The organism is Crocosphaera chwakensis CCY0110 (assembly GCF_000169335.1).
Classification (GTDB): Bacteria; Cyanobacteriota; Cyanobacteriia; order Cyanobacteriales; family Microcystaceae; genus Crocosphaera; species Crocosphaera chwakensis.
Genome location: NZ_AAXW01000016.1, coordinates 21,428 through 36,804, shown reverse-complemented (window position 1 = coordinate 36,804; position 15,377 = coordinate 21,428). Strand labels below are relative to the sequence as shown.

The following is a 15,377-nucleotide window of genomic DNA, read 5'->3' as shown; positions in this document are numbered from 1 at the left end:
ACTTTTGATACTAAGTTGTTAACTATATCAAGAATTCATGACAATTAAACCGCCCCCAAACATACAAATAGCTGTTACCCAGAATAGTCAAAAACATTGGTATATTCCCCATGATCAAGCCATTTCTAGACCTGGTAATGAGTCAGATATAACCCAAATATTAGTAGGAATTTATACATTAGATTTGGTCAAAATTAATGAGATAGACCAAACGGTTTATATTGATTTTTATTTAGGATTACAATGGTATGATTCCCGTTTAGATGTTTCTTTGTCTAATCCGAATGCTGCTCCTTATCAATGCAAAATTGAGCAAGTTTGGCATCCAAATCTACATATTATCAATCAACGTCATTTAGATAAAGAATTAGATGAAATTGTACATATTAATCCCCAAGGAATTGTTACTTATCGACAGCGATTTTATGGACAATTATCCACCAGTCTTGATTTAAAACGATTTCCTTTTGATGAACAAACTATCAAAGTTGAACTCATATCTTTTAGTTATTCTCCTGAAGAAATCCATTTCATAGAAGTAGACGAACTGAATGGAATTAGTAATGAAATTTCTTTAATTAATTGGTCTATCAAAGAAATTAGTACCTATAGTCATGGTCATTATTTACAACCAGAACAACAAGAATATGCCAGATTTGACTATCAAATTAAAGTTAAGAGACATTCTCATTTTTATGCTTGGCGTGTTCTTTTTCCTGTGGCTTTAATTGTGTTAATGTCAGATTTAGTATTTTGGTTAGAACCGACACAAATTATTCCGCAAATTACCTTAGCTACTGCGACGATGGTTAGTTTAATTACATATCAATTTATTTTACGGCAAGAACTACCCAAAATGAACTATTTAACCGCAGAAGATAAAGTGATTGTGGGAGCAATGTTATTAGTCTTTTTAGCATTAGTAGAATCTGTTACCAGTATTAATTTAGTTGCCGGAGGTTATCGTGATTTAGCGTTATATTTAGACGACGTTTTAAAATGGTTAGTCCCTGTTTTATTTATGGGTTTAGCTTCTTTCGCGTTTTGGGTTTAGTCAAATTAGTTAACGAAATTAGTACCAGTAATATATACTTTGTATATCTTGAAATATGTTTCTTCAAGAAGCTTCATAGACCAATAATAATCAATACTATCCATACTAGCTAATTTAAAGTCAATATCTGGTAATTTATTTGAATTAAGTTGATAAGCAATAATATCTGTTGCAAGTTCATGAACTGCATAAGAACCTAGAAAGTTAAATCTTAACGCATAGTTTTCTGTTGAATCACTAAACATTTAAAATTAACTCACCCCATCAAGCAGATAGTTTACCTTATCCAAGGATAGTAATCCCCATACCTTTTGGAAGATTTATTTAATTAAGTTTGATTGTATTAAATATAACTTTCGTTGGAGGAATTAAAAAGGATGATTTAGTTAGTCTAGAATTGTCAGGAAATAACCTAATAATTTACGACATAATTTTAGCGTTATTTTCAATGACAGAAACTCGTGTTTATTCACCCAAAAATCATTATGATACATTTAATTTCTCAGGCAATTATTCATTTTAATTCTTTTTTAAAAAAGATTCAAGTCAGAAGTTTTTTAACATCTGTGCTACTAGGAGTATTTTTATTAACCAGTGGTGCTAGTAGTTACGCTACTAATGGTGCAAATGCTGCCGATACTATCAACAGTAAAGTATTTGAAAGTAATTCTGAAAGACCAACGACAAATGGTGAGTGGCAACAGAAAGCAGAGGAAACTCGAGATGAACCCTTAGAAAGAGCTAACCTGCATTATTCATGAGAGAATTGCGAAAAAGCCTGAAAGCCTTATGCCATCAGGAATATGGAGATTTGACCCCAATAACAGTCTGTGATTTTTATCTATTACTAATTATCGACTATTTAACTATCAAAAATAAGAGGTAAAAGTCGTTTACAAAAAGTTCATTTTAGCCTATAATAAATAAAGAAATAAAGGTTATATCAATCAATCAATAATTAATGAAAGAGTCTTCAGAAAAACTCCCCTTTAATTTTAAGACGAAGAAAACATTGGAGGTAAAGTTTTCAGGACTAGACCTAAGTTTGGATGCGGGATTATTGCTAATTAAGCAAGCAGAAGACAATCTGAAAGTTGGCCAAGGAATCTCAAATTGCTTGGAAGATAATAGAGAACAACATAAAGTCAAACATTCACTGTTTCAGTTAGTAAGTCAAAGAATCTATCAAATAGCAGCAGGATATGAAGATACCAATGATAGTAATTACTTACGACATGATCCAATTTTCAAAATTATTTGTGATAAAGTCCCCGAAATGGGAGCAGAATTATTAGCTAGTCAACCGACAATGAGTCGACTAGAAAATGGAATAACTAAACAAGAAATTAAAAGGATACGTCGTTTTTTTGTCGATAAATTTCTTCAAAATCATCTCTCAAACCCAGAACAAATAGTATTAGATATAGATGGATTTGATGCTTACACTCATGGACATCAACAGTTAAGCTTATTTCATGGTTATTATGGACATCAAATTTACTTTCCTGTATTAGTTAATGAAGCCAAAAGTGGTTATCCTTTAATTTTACACTTAAGACCAGGAAATTCTCACGCACGAAAAGGAGTTTTAGGATTACTAAGATGGTTATTTTGGCGTTTAAGAAAAGCTTGGCCCTGATGTCAAATAATCTTAATCTTACGAGGCGATGGAGGGTTTTCTTTACCTGAAATTATTAATCTGTGCGAACAAAAAAATGTAAAATATGTTTTTGGTTTTAGTAGTAATGCTGTTTTAAAACGGAAAATAAATTATCTTCTTGACTTAGCCAGATTACAGTATTTTCGGACTAAAGAGAAGGCTCGTTTGTTCGATGATGTATATTATGCTGCAAAAAGTTGGAAAAAACCTCGTCGACTTATTATGAAAGCAGAATGGTTAGAAAAAGGAGCAAATCCTCGATTTTTAGTAACTAATTTGGAGGCAGATGCACAAGAAATTTATGATAATTTTTATGTTCAAAGAGGAGCTACTTCTGAACATCGAATCAAGGAATTGAAACTAGGAATTAATGCAGATCGTCTCAGTTGCCATAAATTTATTGTTAATCAATTTCGCTTATTTTTATGCCAAGCAGCTTATATTTTAATGCTTGAACTTCGGGCTTCTGCGGAAGGGACACGATTGGGGAAGACTCAAGTTTCTCGTTTGAGGGAAACCATCATAAAAATAGCTGCCAAAGTGACTGTTTCTGTTAGAAGAACTTTAGTAGAATTAGCTGCTCATTGTCCTTTTCGTGAGGAAATACTCTGCATAATACAACGATTATCTTCGGGTAAACAATTGATTTTTTCCTAACATTCATCTCTCATAGGATTGGTGTATCCATCTAACGTTAAATTAGTCTTTTTTCTGTTCTTCCATTAATTTTCTGTGATTGAATTACGCCAATTCACTACTTTTTAAGAATCTATTTAATAAAAAATCGCTTTTGATGCTAATTTCTTATGTTTTTGGTTTTGTTTTTTCTTCATGAATAATGCAGGCTAAAGAGATTGTCCAAGAATCAGCCCAAGCGATAAAAGAATGGGGAGAAGTTTATCCTGATGTTGTTGATAGAAGTCTCTCTGACGATCAAAGTTAAAAAATATTCAACCGAATGTCGGCAGGAATTCCCCTACGGCTGAGTGTGTAGGTGTAGGGGAATGCCGAGGGAGCTTCCCATTTTTGTAATTAACAGCCCTATTCACGAAGAATTATCGCGAATAGGGTTGAATGTTTATCTATTTGATCCGTTTTTTCTAATTCTTGTCACCCCGTCAAGTCATACATAGGATTATACATCCACAAAAAAAAGAGGTTAACAGTTGTTAACCCCTAGAAATTCAAATTAAACAATTAATGATTAAGCTTCAGGTTTAACGTAACAGAAACTAAGATGGATAAGATTCCGTTTCCAAGGATGTGCTTGTATTTCCTTAACAACTGCTTGACCATTCCAAGATAAATCAGGAATATTAACATCAATTACCGTTTCATCAACGGTTACCCCTCTAAGCATTAAAGCAGTTTCTTTTTGATCTACCATTAATTGCATAGATTCTGTGCCATTATGACCGTATAAGGTAGCAGGAATTAAGCCTTCACGACGTAAAGCATTACCTTTAACATTTTCGGGACGTTTTTTACATTCAATCGATAAAGACATAGGAATTACTCACGCTTTAGTTAATAAAGTTATTCATGGATGGTGACAGGATCACCGTTTTCATCGAGCAGGGCCCGTTTAGGCCCATGAATGGGATCTTCCACGATAATGGTTTGATCCCGACTAGCCCCCAAGGAAACGATCGCAATAGACACCTCCATCAATTCAGCTAAGAATTTGAGGTAATCTAGGGCTTCCTTGGGTAAATCTTCCAAACTGCGACAGTTTTCCGTTGATTGTTGCCATCCGGGTAAGGTTTCGTAGATGGGGATACAACGGGCAAATTCACTGGCGTTACTGGGAAAATGGTGACAGGTTTGGTCATCTAATTCGTAAGCGGTACAGACTTTAATCTCAGCTAACTCATCAAGAACATCCAGTTTAGTAATCGCTAAACAGTCCAAACCGTTGACTCGAACAGCATAGCGACCGATCACTGCATCAAACCAACCACAGCGACGACGACGGCCTGTGGTGGTACCAAATTCTGCCCCGCGATCGCACAATTGTTGACCAATTTCTCCGTGTAATTCTGTGGGAAAGGGGCCTTCTCCGACACGGGTGGTATAAGCTTTGGCCACTCCAATGACGCGATCAATGACTGTAGGGCCTATTCCAGACCCAACACAAGCCCCACCAGCAATGGGGTTAGAGGAGGTAACATAAGGATAAGTCCCGTGATCTAAGTCTAATAGAGTTCCTTGGGCCCCTTCAAAGAGAATATTTTTCCGCTGTTGGATGGCTTCATAAATTTTCAGAGAACTATCAACCACATAGGGTCTAAGTTGTTCTGCATAATTAATATATTCTTCAATAACAACTTGAGGATCTAACGGATCTAAGTTATAAAGCTTTTCTAAAATAACGTTTTTATAATTAATTGTCCATTCTAATTTCTCTTGGAGTTCATCGGGGTTCATTAAATCTACCACCCGAATACCAGTTCTTTCTGATTTATCGGCATAGGTTGGGCCAATACCTCGACCGGTTGTGCCAATTTTCTTTTGCCCTCGTCTTTGTTCTGATGCTTGATCGAACAGGCGATGATAGGGCATAGTGATGTGGGCGGTTTGAGAGATAAAAAGGTTATCCGTTGCCACATTCAGGCTTTTTAGTTGTCCCAATTCTTCGAGTAACACTTTGGGATCAATCACTGTCCCTGAACCGATAATACATTCGGTCTCAGGATATAAGATGCCTGATGGGATCAGGTGTAATTTAAAGGTTTGTCCCTGCACAACGATAGTATGGCCAGCATTAACCCCCCCTTGGGGTCGCACCACCATATCCGCTGAACGACTCAATAAATCGGTGATTTTCCCTTTTCCTTCGTCGCCCCATTGAGCGCCGATTACAATTACATTAGCCAAGATTTTATAAAGTAGCTAGAGTTCACACAATCTACTATCATATATAATTAATAACAAATTTGTCAATTCATTCCCTAAGAATAGCCAGCACAGAGCAGATTAAACCTGAGTTCGATATAAAGAAATTGCTCCGCAACTTATCAAAATTAAAAGTCTTAAACCCTTACGTGGAGAAAAGTTTAACTCCGAACTTCTAATACCGAACTCACGTAAAATTAAGGGATAATTAAAATAGGACAAGGAGCAAGATTAATAACTAAGTTAGTTACACTTTCTGTAGCCCCTTCCGAGGTTAAGCCCAGTCCCCGTGACCCCATCACAATTAAGTTTGCATTTGTTTCATCAGCCACGTCGCAAATAATAAACGGGGGTTTTCCTTCCTTTTCAATAATTTCGGCTTCAACTCCTTGCTCAGCAAACAAAGCTTGGGCCCCTTGTAATAATTGGGCGACGGCCTCAGTCGATGTCATAATTCCCCCTTGGGAAATTCCTTGACCGTCGGGGGTTTTTTCCACCACTGATAATAAAATTAAACGACTATCGTAGGTCTTAACTAAATTAATCACGGTGGTAACCGCTTCACGGGTTTCTCGACTCTGATCTACCGGGAACAAAATGGTCTTAAACATAACTTATTTCTCTCCTAGATACCGATTCAGGTACAATCAGCAATACTCTGCGATCGCTTGCCCCCGTCTCTATTTTATTCTCTCAGGGGTTGGGGGTGGTTGTATTTAAGCACAAGCTGATTTAATCTTTTTTTAAGCATCATTGAGCCATCATTGGAGGATATTGACTGTGTCTAAGAAAACTGTTGCTAATTTATCACAAGGGGATCTCGCAGGAAAGCGCGTATTAGTACGGGTTGATTTTAACGTTCCTTTGGACAATGGAACCATTAGCGATGATACTCGTATTCGGGCAGCCCTCCCTACCATTAAAGAATTAATCACCAATGGGGCAAAAGTCGTCCTCTGTAGCCACATGGGTCGTCCCAAGGGGAAAGTAGTTGAAAGCATGAGTTTAAAGCCTGTAGCGACCCGTTTATCGGAGTTATTAGGGCAAGATGTCACCATGTGTGACGACTGTGTGGGTGACTCTGTGGCTGCAGCCGTTGCTAAGCTAGAAAATGGTCAGGTTGCTTTATTAGAGAATCTTCGTTTCCATGCAGAAGAAGAAGCCAATGATCCTGAGTTTGCTAAACAGTTAGCAGCTAACGCAGACTTATACGTTAACGATGCGTTTGGAACTGCCCACCGCGCCCATGCTTCTACTGAAGGCGTAACCCATCATTTAAGTCCCAGTGTTGCTGGTTATTTAATTGAAAAAGAACTTCAATATCTACAAGCTGCCATTGAAAACCCCCAACGTCCTTTAGCTGCTATTATTGGCGGTTCTAAGGTTTCTAGTAAAATTGGTGTTATTGAAACCTTATTAGATAAATGTGATAAATTGCTCATCGGTGGGGGTATGATTTTCACATTTTATAAAGCCCGTGGCCTCAATGTAGGTAAGTCTTTAGTTGAAGAAGATAAGTTAGAATTAGCGAAATCTTTAGAAGCGAAAGCTAAAGAAAAAGGAGTAGAATTATTGCTACCTACCGATGTAGTTTTAGCCGATGATTTTAATAAAGATGCGAATGCTAAAACCGCCAGTATTGAAAACATTGAAGACGGTTGGATGGGGTTAGATATTGGTCCTGACTCTGTTGAAGTCTTTAAGAAGGCTTTAGCTGACTGTAAAGCAGTTATTTGGAATGGTCCAATGGGGGTATTTGAATTTGAAAAATTCGCCAAAGGAACCGAAGCGATCGCTAATACTTTAGCAGAATTAACTGGTACTGGAACCACTACCATTATCGGCGGTGGTGACTCCGTTGCTGCGGTTGAAAAGGTAGGGGTTGCTGAGAAAATGAGCCACATTTCTACTGGTGGTGGTGCTAGTTTAGAACTGCTTGAAGGTAAGACTTTACCTGGTATTGCAGCGTTAGACGAAGCGTAATTTTATAATTGTTGGGTGGGTGCAATGCCCACCTAATTATTAATGGTTTAAAATGTTATCAAATCAGTTTATTATTTTTGGTTATTTTCTTGAATAGCATTAGTAAAAATTTTAATTGCTTCGAGTTGAGAAGACATTAAAACACAATTTTCTAATAATTTAAAATTCAAATCAGATAATAATTGACTTTTAAAAATTTGTTTATATTCGTTATCTTGTAAAGAATAAAGCAAGAATTTATTATCTTGCCATAACCACACTTCTTGGATTTGAAACCGTTTATATTTCTCTAATTTTTTAATACTTCCACTGGTAATATTAACTTCAATTGCCAAGTCAGGATGTTCTTTTTTTTCTCCAATGTAATAAGATTCATCGGGTTCAAAAGAAACCCCTTTTTCTTCTGATTCACGGGTTGCACTTCCTACGGGAATAAATTCTATTTCTTTTTGCCAGAAATAAATACCTAATAAAATAGCAATTATGCTTTTAATCGTTTCATGTTCTTCTCCTAAAGTCATTAATTCAATCACTCCATCTAAATAGAAAATTTTGACTCCTGGTTGTTGTTCTATTAACGTTTTAATTCCTTTAAACTGTTGCCAATCATACCAACCTGGTAAAGTTAATTTTTGTTCTTTTACGATTATAGTTTTATTGATTATTGTGGGATTCATAATCTTGATACAGTTGCTTTAACCAATTAATAAATATTTCTGCGATCGCTGGATTATTCTTTAACATATTCGCTGTTATTGCTTGTCCCATTGGTATTCCTGGTTTTTTTTGCCAAGCTAACCACGTATGAATAAAGGCTTTGAGTTTATCTTTTTTATTATAACCATTAATTTTTAATGTTTCAAGTTCATCTAAAATTTCGTTAGCTTTTAATTGTAACTGATCATCATCAGGAATTAAATAAGATACAAAGTTTTCTAATTTTCCAGTTAATTGATTATTTGGCATAATCCAAACGCCAATTTTAGGTAATTCTGTTTGTTCATAAATCCAACCTTCAGGACAAATATTTTTAGGAATATTATCATAACCAACTGATTTTAGTTTATCACGAATAGCTTGCCATCTTGCTTGTAAATCTTGATCAGCATCAACCACTATTCCTAATGTTTTTAAACGTTTTTCTTTGAATATAGTAGGTAGTTCTAATAATAAGGCTTCTACTCCTTGTGTTTTTCTTTTATCAGGACGCGGTATAGAGAATGTTTAAGCTACATTGTATTTTTCACATAACGCACTAATAACGTGAAAATCATTCATTCCTTCTACTAAAAGTTGCTGTGGATGAGGTTGACGTGATGTTTTTCTTTTTGCCATTTAACGTACCTCAATACCTTGATTAACAGCAATATTAATTTCATCTGCTTTATATTCTACTGCCCTCAGTTTTCCATATTTATTATCAAGTCTAAATAGTTTACCAACTGGTTTATCTTCTATGTCTTCTAATGCTTCTTGAAACGCACAAATACAGTCCCAACTATGGGTGGTAGCAAAGATTTGTACATTTAATTCTTGTGCTGTTTTTATGAGTAAACGCCACATATCTGTTTGTGCTTCATAGTGTAATCCTGTTTCTATTTCATCAATTAATAATACTCCATTTTCGAGAATTACTGCTGTTGTCATTAGTCCTAAAATTCTATTCATTCCTTGTCCCATACTGCTTAAAGGAATTGGTTGCTCTTCTCCTTTTATTTTAAGTCTAATTTGTTTAGTATATTGACTAACTGTAAAGCCAATTCTTTCAACATCAGGGTTAATAATTTTTAAAGCTTCTATGACTTTATCTTCTTTAGGAGTCAGTTGAATTAAGTCCCAATTTTTTTCAACATCATCAAGATAATCATAAGTTAATGGCATAAAAATACTATCAGGAGTGTACATAATAAGTCTTTCAATCCCATTTAAACGAGTCTGATTTGCATTTTCAGGTGTTTCTTGTATGTAAGTTCCTTGTTGATTAATTTCATAAAATGCTTGTCCGCGAATATTTTTATTTTCCGTGTTTGATTTTTTGAATTCATAATTAATTTTAAAGCATTCGTCTTCTGTTGTTAATAAATGAATATTTTTAAACTTTGATTTTTCTAGTTTGAGATTGGTTATTTCAACTTTGCTGAAAAAATCATTATCACAGAAAATCTCTATAGTCTTATTTATTTTATATTGATAAAAAAGATGTGGAATAAGATATACTTTAACAATGTTTGATTTTTTTTTATCTTCTAATGCTAAAGATAAAAATTCTTTTCTTAATTTTAATAAATCAATCAAAGTAGTTGTTTTATTATGTAATTTATAATAATATGATTTATCCAATAAAAGACAAATAGCTTTTAAAAAACTCGTTTTTCCACTATTATTATCACCAACAATTAAATTAACTTGTGCTAAACCATCAACATAAAAATCTTCAAAACAACGATAATTTTTAATACTTAAATCCCGTATCATTTGATTAACCTCTTTATCTCTATTAATTATCAAAAATATCTTTAATATTACAAAAAAACTCAGGTAATAAAGGACTGGTTAATTGATCAGTCTCATACAAAGTCATTGCTTTCTTTAAAATACCTTGATCACGTCGATAAACCTCTATTAATTGTTGTTGACGATCAATAATCCAATATTCACAAACTCCATGAATTGAATATAATTTTAACTTAGTTTGACGATCTCGTTTAATATTTTTTTCAGAAGTTGATAAAACTTCTATTATTAATTCAGGTGCAACTGTCAGATGTCCAGATTCATCAGTAAATTTATCTAACTTTTTATAACTAATCCAAATAACATCAGGAATCACTGCATCGGTTTCAGAAAAGATAATTCCTGGAGTCATAAATAGTTTACCTAGCTGTTTTTTTCGTGACCAATTTCTTGATTCTGCATATATATTTCCAGCAATATCTTGATGATCTAAATGAGGCGCACGAGTCACAAATAAATCTCCATCAATAATTTCATAACGGTTACTATTATCGGGTAATCCCTCTAATTCTCCAATTGTCCAATTGTCCAATAAACTTTTTCAGTGGTTATAGAAGTCATAAGCTAACTTACTCCTATTCAGATTCCTATACTATTTTACAATCAATCATGTTCTGTCAGTTCTGCTATTTTCGTTAAAGCTTTTAAGGTTCCTATTTTTAAATCTTGATTACGATGAACTGGAATCGATAAAATTTGTGGTTTTCCTGCATTTTGATAAATATGATGACTTCCTGTAATCTTTTTTAAAGTCCATCCTTTTTTGTCAACTATCTCACATAGCTTTTTGCCTGAAATAGATTTCATACTGTTATTTCAATAATTTTATCTTCTGATTCTAAGGTATTAATACTATTAGCAACTTCTAACCATCCTTGAATTGCATCCTGTAGATTATTGATTAATTCTTCCCAGTTATCTCCTTCAGTAATACATCCAGGTAATGCAGGAACTTCAGCCCAATATCCGCCTTCTTCTGCTGTATGAACAATGACTTTAAATTTCATATTTTTGGGTTTTTGATGATATACTAATTACGATTATAATCTAAAAAGTAATAAGATGTCTAAGCTAGACGATAGAGAAACCATTCATAATGCTTTTCCAGATAGAAATTTCAAGGTGTAATTATGAAGTTTAACTATTATCCTGAAACCGATTCTCTTTATATTAGTTTATCTGACAAAAGTAGCGTTGATTCTCAAGAAATTGCACCAAATATTGTCCTAGATTTTGATGAAGAGGGTAAGTTAGTGGGGATTGATATTGATCAAGCAAGTTTAACAGTTGATCTTACTCGTTTGGAAGCGCAATCTTTACCGATTCAAGCAGTTAATTTAATTTGAGTATAATATAAAATTGAGTAACTGTATAACTATGATTACCTTAAACCTTGACCCTGAATTAGAAAATAAAATACAACAAGAAACTAAGTTAAACGGTTTATCAGTTGAAAAATATATTTCTCTTTTAATTCAAGAAAGCTTAGAAAATAAGTATATACAGCAATCAGAAACTTTAGAATATAAAGCAGGGGAAGAAAAATTGAATCAATTTATTAATCGTTCGGTTGATGTTAGTATTCAACCTTTATCAGATGAAGCGATTAGCCGAGAAAATATTTATACTAGAGAAGATAAAATGTTATAAAGTATCTCATAAATATTCCGAAATTACACCGATTGAGTCTCGGACTATTCAATAATATATAATTGTATAATTAACTAATTTATTAAGTGATATGAAAACGCTGGAAAAAGAATTAAACTTACTCCCTTCAGTTAGTTTTGATAATCTTGACGAACTTCCAGAATATTCAGGGATATATTTTGTGATAGATTCTTCTGATAGAATGATTTATATAGGACAATCTGAAAACATATTAAATAGATGGAAAAATCATCATAGAAAATTACAAATAGAAGAAAAGCATCAAGAGATTCCTATTAGAATAGCTTGGAAATCTTGGAATAAAGAAGATTTAAAAATAGCAGAAAAATATTACATTAATCATTATCATCCTTTATTGAATGGGACTGATGTTAAGCTTCCTAAGACTATTCCTTCAGAAGTTATGCTTAGAAAGTTATTAGAAAAAATACGTCTTTTAGTAATTGCTATTGGTTTCCAAAAATCTAATAATAATAATTTGCCTATTATTTATTTAAAATATAATTATGAAAATAGTGGTAAAAATGGTTGTGCAAGAATCATTAAAGAATTTAAAAAAGAACATCCAACTAAAGAAACTAATCTAAAGATAACTAGAACAAGTTATGGTGAATATAGAACACTATATAACGTAAGACCTGGAAGTAGAGAGCATAAAGTCATATCTCGTATTAAAAGTTATTATAATAATCATTGGACAATTCCTTGTAATGGTGTAATTATTGATATTACTCCTGTTGATAAACAAGAATTTGACTTGTTAAAAGATAATTCAAGTTTTAAGAAGTTAGCTGGTATAAAAATTCATTCTGTAGAGAATACAAATATAGCTAATAGTTTCGGTAGAGTTTTAAGTTTAATTTTGGATGATCCTATTCCTTTATTTTATACAGATTTATAAAATATGTAAGGTGGGCATTGCCCACCCAACAATATTATTTAGGAACCACAAAATTGACTAACTTTCCAGGGACAACAATCACCTTTTTAACCTCTTTTCCGCCTAAATTTCGTTTACCAATATCAGACTCACGGGCTAATTTTTCTAACTCCTCTTTACTGGAATTAGCAGGTACTTGAATGGTTCCCCTTGTCTTACCCATAATTTGAATAACTAGGGTGATTTCATCTACTACTAAAGCATCGGGATTAACTTCTGGCCAAGTTTGTAAATGAATTGAGGTTTCATGTCCCAAATTATGCCATAATTCCTCTGCAATATGAGGGGCAAAGGGTGCAAGTAAAATCAATAAAGTTTCGATTCCTTCTTGATAAACCGTAGAATTAATACATTTAGCATCATTCAAGGCATTACTTAACTTCATCAACTCTGAAACTGCGGTATTAAATTGATAGTCCCCTTCTAAGTCTTCGGATATCTCTTTAATAGCAGTATGGATGGCACGTCTTAAGTCTTTTTCTTCCTTGCTTAACTCCTGATTACTAATAACTTCGCCCTGCTTTTCTGCATACCCATTAACCAAACGCCACACCCGATTTAAAAAGCGAAATTGTCCCTCTACATCCGCATCATCCCATTCTAAATCCTTCTCTGGTGGTGCTTTAAATAGGATAAACATTCTAGCGGTATCTGCTCCATATTTTCCTAATACTTCTTGGGGATCAACGCCGTTATATTTCGACTTAGACATCTTCTCATAAAACACATCTAAATCATCTCCTGTATCGGGATCTTTGGGACTTTCAGGGTTCACTTTATCTACGGGAATATATTTATCCGCTTTGCGATTTTTATAGGTTATTCCCTGTACCATTCCTTGTGTCAAAAGACGGTTAAACGGTTCATCTACATTCACTAAACCTCTGTCTCGCAATACTTTAGTAAAAAAGCGAGAATATAAGAGGTGTAAAATAGCGTGTTCAATACCTCCTACATATTGATCCACATTCATCCAATCATTAGCTTTTTCTAACTTAAATGCTTCTTGATCATTCATTGCATCCGTGTAACGTAAATAGTACCAAGAAGAATCAATAAAAGTGTCCATTGTGTCCGTTTCACGCTTTGCCGGTTCGCCACAACTGGGACAAGGAACATTAATCCAATCTTCCATTTTTGCCAAAGGAGAAGCCCCACGCCCTGTAAATTCGACATTTTCGGGCAATTTAACGGGTAAATCTGCATTAGGAACTGGCACAGTTCCGCAACTGGGACAATGCACCACCGGAATAGGACAACCCCAATAACGCTGACGAGAAATTAACCAATCTCGCAAACGATACTGTATCCTTGCTTTACCGTAACCCTGTTTCTCTGCATGGTTAACAATGGCGGTTTTGCCTTCCGTAGATGGCATTCCGTCAAATTCACCCGAATTAACCATAATTCCAGGTTCGGTATATGCTTCTGTTAACGTGGGGTTGCTATCCTCGGAATTTTCAGGAACGATCACCACTTTGATCGGTAACTGTTTCTCTGTTGCAAACTTAAAGTCACGGGTATCATGGGCCGGTACACCCATCACCGCACCTGTCCCATATTCATACAATACATAATCTGCAATCAAAATGGGGATTTCTTCGCCGTTAAAGGGGTTTATCGCAGTCCCTCCGGTTAATATCCCCCGTTTGGGTTTATCTTCTGCTGTACGTTCAATTTCGCTTTCGTTGGATACCGCTTCAATAAACGCTTCTACGGCTGTTTTTTGCTCCTCTGTGGTCACTTTTGGGGTCAAAGGGTGTTCAGGGGCCAAAACTACATAAGTCACCCCGTAAACCGTATCCGGACGGGTGGTAAAGACGGCGATTTTTTCGTCGCTATCCTTGACAGGAAACTCTAAATATGCACCGACGGACTTACCGATCCAGTTTTCCTGCATTAACTTAACCCGGTCCGGCCATCCTGACAGTTTATCCAAGTCCGTTAATAATTGTTCTGCATAGTCCGTAATTTTAAAGAACCACTGACGCAACAGTTTCCGTTCTACTTTAGCACCCGATCGCCAGGAATACCCCTCGCTGTCCACTTGTTCGTTAGCTAACACGGTTTGATCGATGGGGTCCCAGTTAACTGCCGCTTCTTTCTGATAAGCTAACCCTGCTTGATAAAATTGCAAGAATAACCATTGCGTCCATTTGTAATAGTCTGGGGAACAGGTGGCCACTTCTCGATCCCAGTCGATAGATAGTCCCAAAGTTTGCAACTGTTGCTTCATTTGGGCAATATTTTTATAAGTCCAGTCTGCGGGGGGAATATTGCGATCGATGGCTGCATTTTCCGCCGGAAGTCCGAACGCATCCCACCCCATCGGATGTAAGACTCGGTATCCTTGCAATCGTTTGAGACGGGCGATAACATCTGTAATAACATAGTTGCGAACATGGCCCATGTGTAGGTTTCCGGATGGGTAGGGAAACATGGATAAAGCGTAAAATTTGGGTTTATCGCTGTTTTCTGGGGTCTTGTCTAACCCCTGTTTAACCCAGTCTTGTTGCCATTTTTGTTCGATCGCTGCTGCGTTATATTGGGACTCCACGAATATTCTCCACTGCTATTTCCAAGATCAATTATCCCTGATCTCATTCAGTTATCGGTTATCACCTTATCAGTGAGCAGTTTTTTGTATTTGAAAGGCGATC

17 protein-coding genes and 1 pseudogene are annotated in these 15,377 nt (G+C 35.1%); 7 read left to right on the top strand and 11 right to left on the bottom strand.

Translation table 11 applies throughout. From position 1 onward, the window contains the following. The first annotated feature begins 37 nt into the window (after window positions 1-37). Window positions 38-1,054 carry a ligand-gated ion channel gene (locus CY0110_RS12190; RefSeq protein WP_008275746.1) on the top strand — a complete coding sequence of 339 codons (1,017 nt, stop codon included), beginning with the start codon at window positions 38-40 and terminating at the stop codon, window positions 1,052-1,054. A 5-nt stretch (window positions 1,055-1,059) separates the two neighbouring features. On the opposite strand, the gene CY0110_RS12185 is transcribed toward CY0110_RS12190, so the two are convergent. Next, the gene (locus tag CY0110_RS12185) at window positions 1,060-1,299 is read right to left on the bottom strand and encodes a hypothetical protein (protein WP_008275745.1); all 240 of its coding nucleotides are present in this window, start codon (window positions 1,297-1,299) and stop codon (window positions 1,060-1,062) included. A gap of 240 nt (window positions 1,300-1,539) precedes the next feature. Between CY0110_RS12185 and CY0110_RS12180 the strand changes: the two genes are divergently transcribed. Together CY0110_RS12180 and CY0110_RS29245 are read left to right on the top strand one after the other, a co-directional pair. After that, window positions 1,540-1,815 carry a hypothetical protein gene (locus CY0110_RS12180; RefSeq protein WP_008275744.1) on the top strand — a complete coding sequence of 92 codons (276 nt, stop codon included), beginning with the start codon at window positions 1,540-1,542 and terminating at the stop codon, window positions 1,813-1,815. A gap of 200 nt (window positions 1,816-2,015) precedes the next feature. Beyond that, a pseudogene (locus CY0110_RS29245) lies at window positions 2,016-3,371 on the top strand (IS1380-like element ISCysp11 family transposase). 547 nt (window positions 3,372-3,918) lie between these two features. On the opposite strand, the gene rplY reads toward CY0110_RS29245, so the two are convergent. The 3 genes from rplY to CY0110_RS12155 all read right to left on the bottom strand — a co-directional run bounded on the left by rplY (window position 3,919) and on the right by CY0110_RS12155 (window position 6,220). Beyond that, window positions 3,919-4,221, bottom strand: a complete 303-nt coding sequence (rplY, locus tag CY0110_RS12165) for a 50S ribosomal protein L25 (protein WP_008275740.1) — start codon at window positions 4,219-4,221, stop codon at window positions 3,919-3,921. Between the two features lie 29 nt (window positions 4,222-4,250). After that, on the bottom strand, window positions 4,251-5,591 hold the full coding sequence (locus CY0110_RS12160; RefSeq protein ID WP_008275739.1) for an adenylosuccinate synthase: 1,341 nt from the start codon (window positions 5,589-5,591) through the stop codon (window positions 4,251-4,253). 215 nt (window positions 5,592-5,806) lie between these two features. Next, complete coding sequence (locus CY0110_RS12155) at window positions 5,807-6,220, bottom strand: universal stress protein (protein WP_008275738.1); 414 nt, start codon at window positions 6,218-6,220, stop codon at window positions 5,807-5,809. Window positions 6,221-6,389: 169 nt separating this feature from the next. Between CY0110_RS12155 and CY0110_RS12150 the strand changes: the two genes are divergently transcribed. Continuing rightward, window positions 6,390-7,592, top strand: a complete 1,203-nt coding sequence (locus CY0110_RS12150; protein WP_008275737.1) for a phosphoglycerate kinase — start codon at window positions 6,390-6,392, stop codon at window positions 7,590-7,592. A gap of 71 nt (window positions 7,593-7,663) precedes the next feature. On the opposite strand, the gene CY0110_RS12145 is transcribed toward CY0110_RS12150, so the two are convergent. From CY0110_RS12145 to CY0110_RS12120, 6 genes are all read right to left on the bottom strand, one after another. Next, window positions 7,664-8,269 (bottom strand): Uma2 family endonuclease, encoded by a 606-nt coding sequence (locus tag CY0110_RS12145; RefSeq protein ID WP_008275736.1) that lies wholly within the window; start codon window positions 8,267-8,269, stop codon window positions 7,664-7,666. Next, window positions 8,247-8,807: a DUF3226 domain-containing protein gene (locus tag CY0110_RS12140; protein WP_332306401.1), complete on the bottom strand. Its 561-nt coding sequence runs from the start codon at window positions 8,805-8,807 to the stop codon at window positions 8,247-8,249. The genes CY0110_RS12145 and CY0110_RS12140 overlap by 23 nt, the downstream gene beginning before the upstream one ends. 120 nt (window positions 8,808-8,927) lie before the next feature. Then, window positions 8,928-10,067 carry an AAA family ATPase gene (locus tag CY0110_RS12135; protein WP_035799303.1) on the bottom strand — a complete coding sequence of 380 codons (1,140 nt, stop codon included), beginning with the start codon at window positions 10,065-10,067 and terminating at the stop codon, window positions 8,928-8,930. 22 nt (window positions 10,068-10,089) lie between these two features. Continuing rightward, the gene (locus tag CY0110_RS12130; protein ID WP_008275733.1) at window positions 10,090-10,638 is read right to left on the bottom strand and encodes a Uma2 family endonuclease; all 549 of its coding nucleotides are present in this window, start codon (window positions 10,636-10,638) and stop codon (window positions 10,090-10,092) included. Between the two features lie 71 nt (window positions 10,639-10,709). Beyond that, the gene (locus CY0110_RS12125) at window positions 10,710-10,913 is read right to left on the bottom strand and encodes a type II toxin-antitoxin system HicA family toxin (protein ID WP_008275732.1); all 204 of its coding nucleotides are present in this window, start codon (window positions 10,911-10,913) and stop codon (window positions 10,710-10,712) included. Further along, complete coding sequence (locus CY0110_RS12120; protein ID WP_008275731.1) at window positions 10,910-11,113, bottom strand: type II toxin-antitoxin system HicB family antitoxin; 204 nt, start codon at window positions 11,111-11,113, stop codon at window positions 10,910-10,912. Before CY0110_RS12120 ends, CY0110_RS12125 begins: the two co-directional genes overlap by 4 nt. 123 nt (window positions 11,114-11,236) lie before the next feature. Between CY0110_RS12120 and CY0110_RS12115 the strand changes: the two genes are divergently transcribed. The 3 genes from CY0110_RS12115 to CY0110_RS12105 all read left to right on the top strand — a co-directional run bounded on the left by CY0110_RS12115 (window position 11,237) and on the right by CY0110_RS12105 (window position 12,678). Then, entirely contained in the window at window positions 11,237-11,452 is a 216-nt protein-coding gene (locus CY0110_RS12115) for a DUF2283 domain-containing protein (RefSeq protein ID WP_008275730.1), read from the top strand. A gap of 31 nt (window positions 11,453-11,483) precedes the next feature. Beyond that, window positions 11,484-11,756 carry a hypothetical protein gene (locus tag CY0110_RS12110; RefSeq protein ID WP_008275729.1) on the top strand — a complete coding sequence of 91 codons (273 nt, stop codon included), beginning with the start codon at window positions 11,484-11,486 and terminating at the stop codon, window positions 11,754-11,756. Window positions 11,757-11,847: 91 nt separating this feature from the next. Then, a complete protein-coding gene (locus CY0110_RS12105) occupies window positions 11,848-12,678 on the top strand; it encodes a GIY-YIG nuclease family protein (RefSeq protein ID WP_008275728.1) in 831 nt (276 codons plus the stop codon). A 34-nt stretch (window positions 12,679-12,712) separates the two neighbouring features. On the opposite strand, the gene leuS is transcribed toward CY0110_RS12105, so the two are convergent. Beyond that, complete coding sequence (gene leuS, locus CY0110_RS12100) at window positions 12,713-15,274, bottom strand: leucine--tRNA ligase (protein ID WP_008275727.1); 2,562 nt, start codon at window positions 15,272-15,274, stop codon at window positions 12,713-12,715. Between the last annotated feature and the right edge of the window lie 103 nt (window positions 15,275-15,377).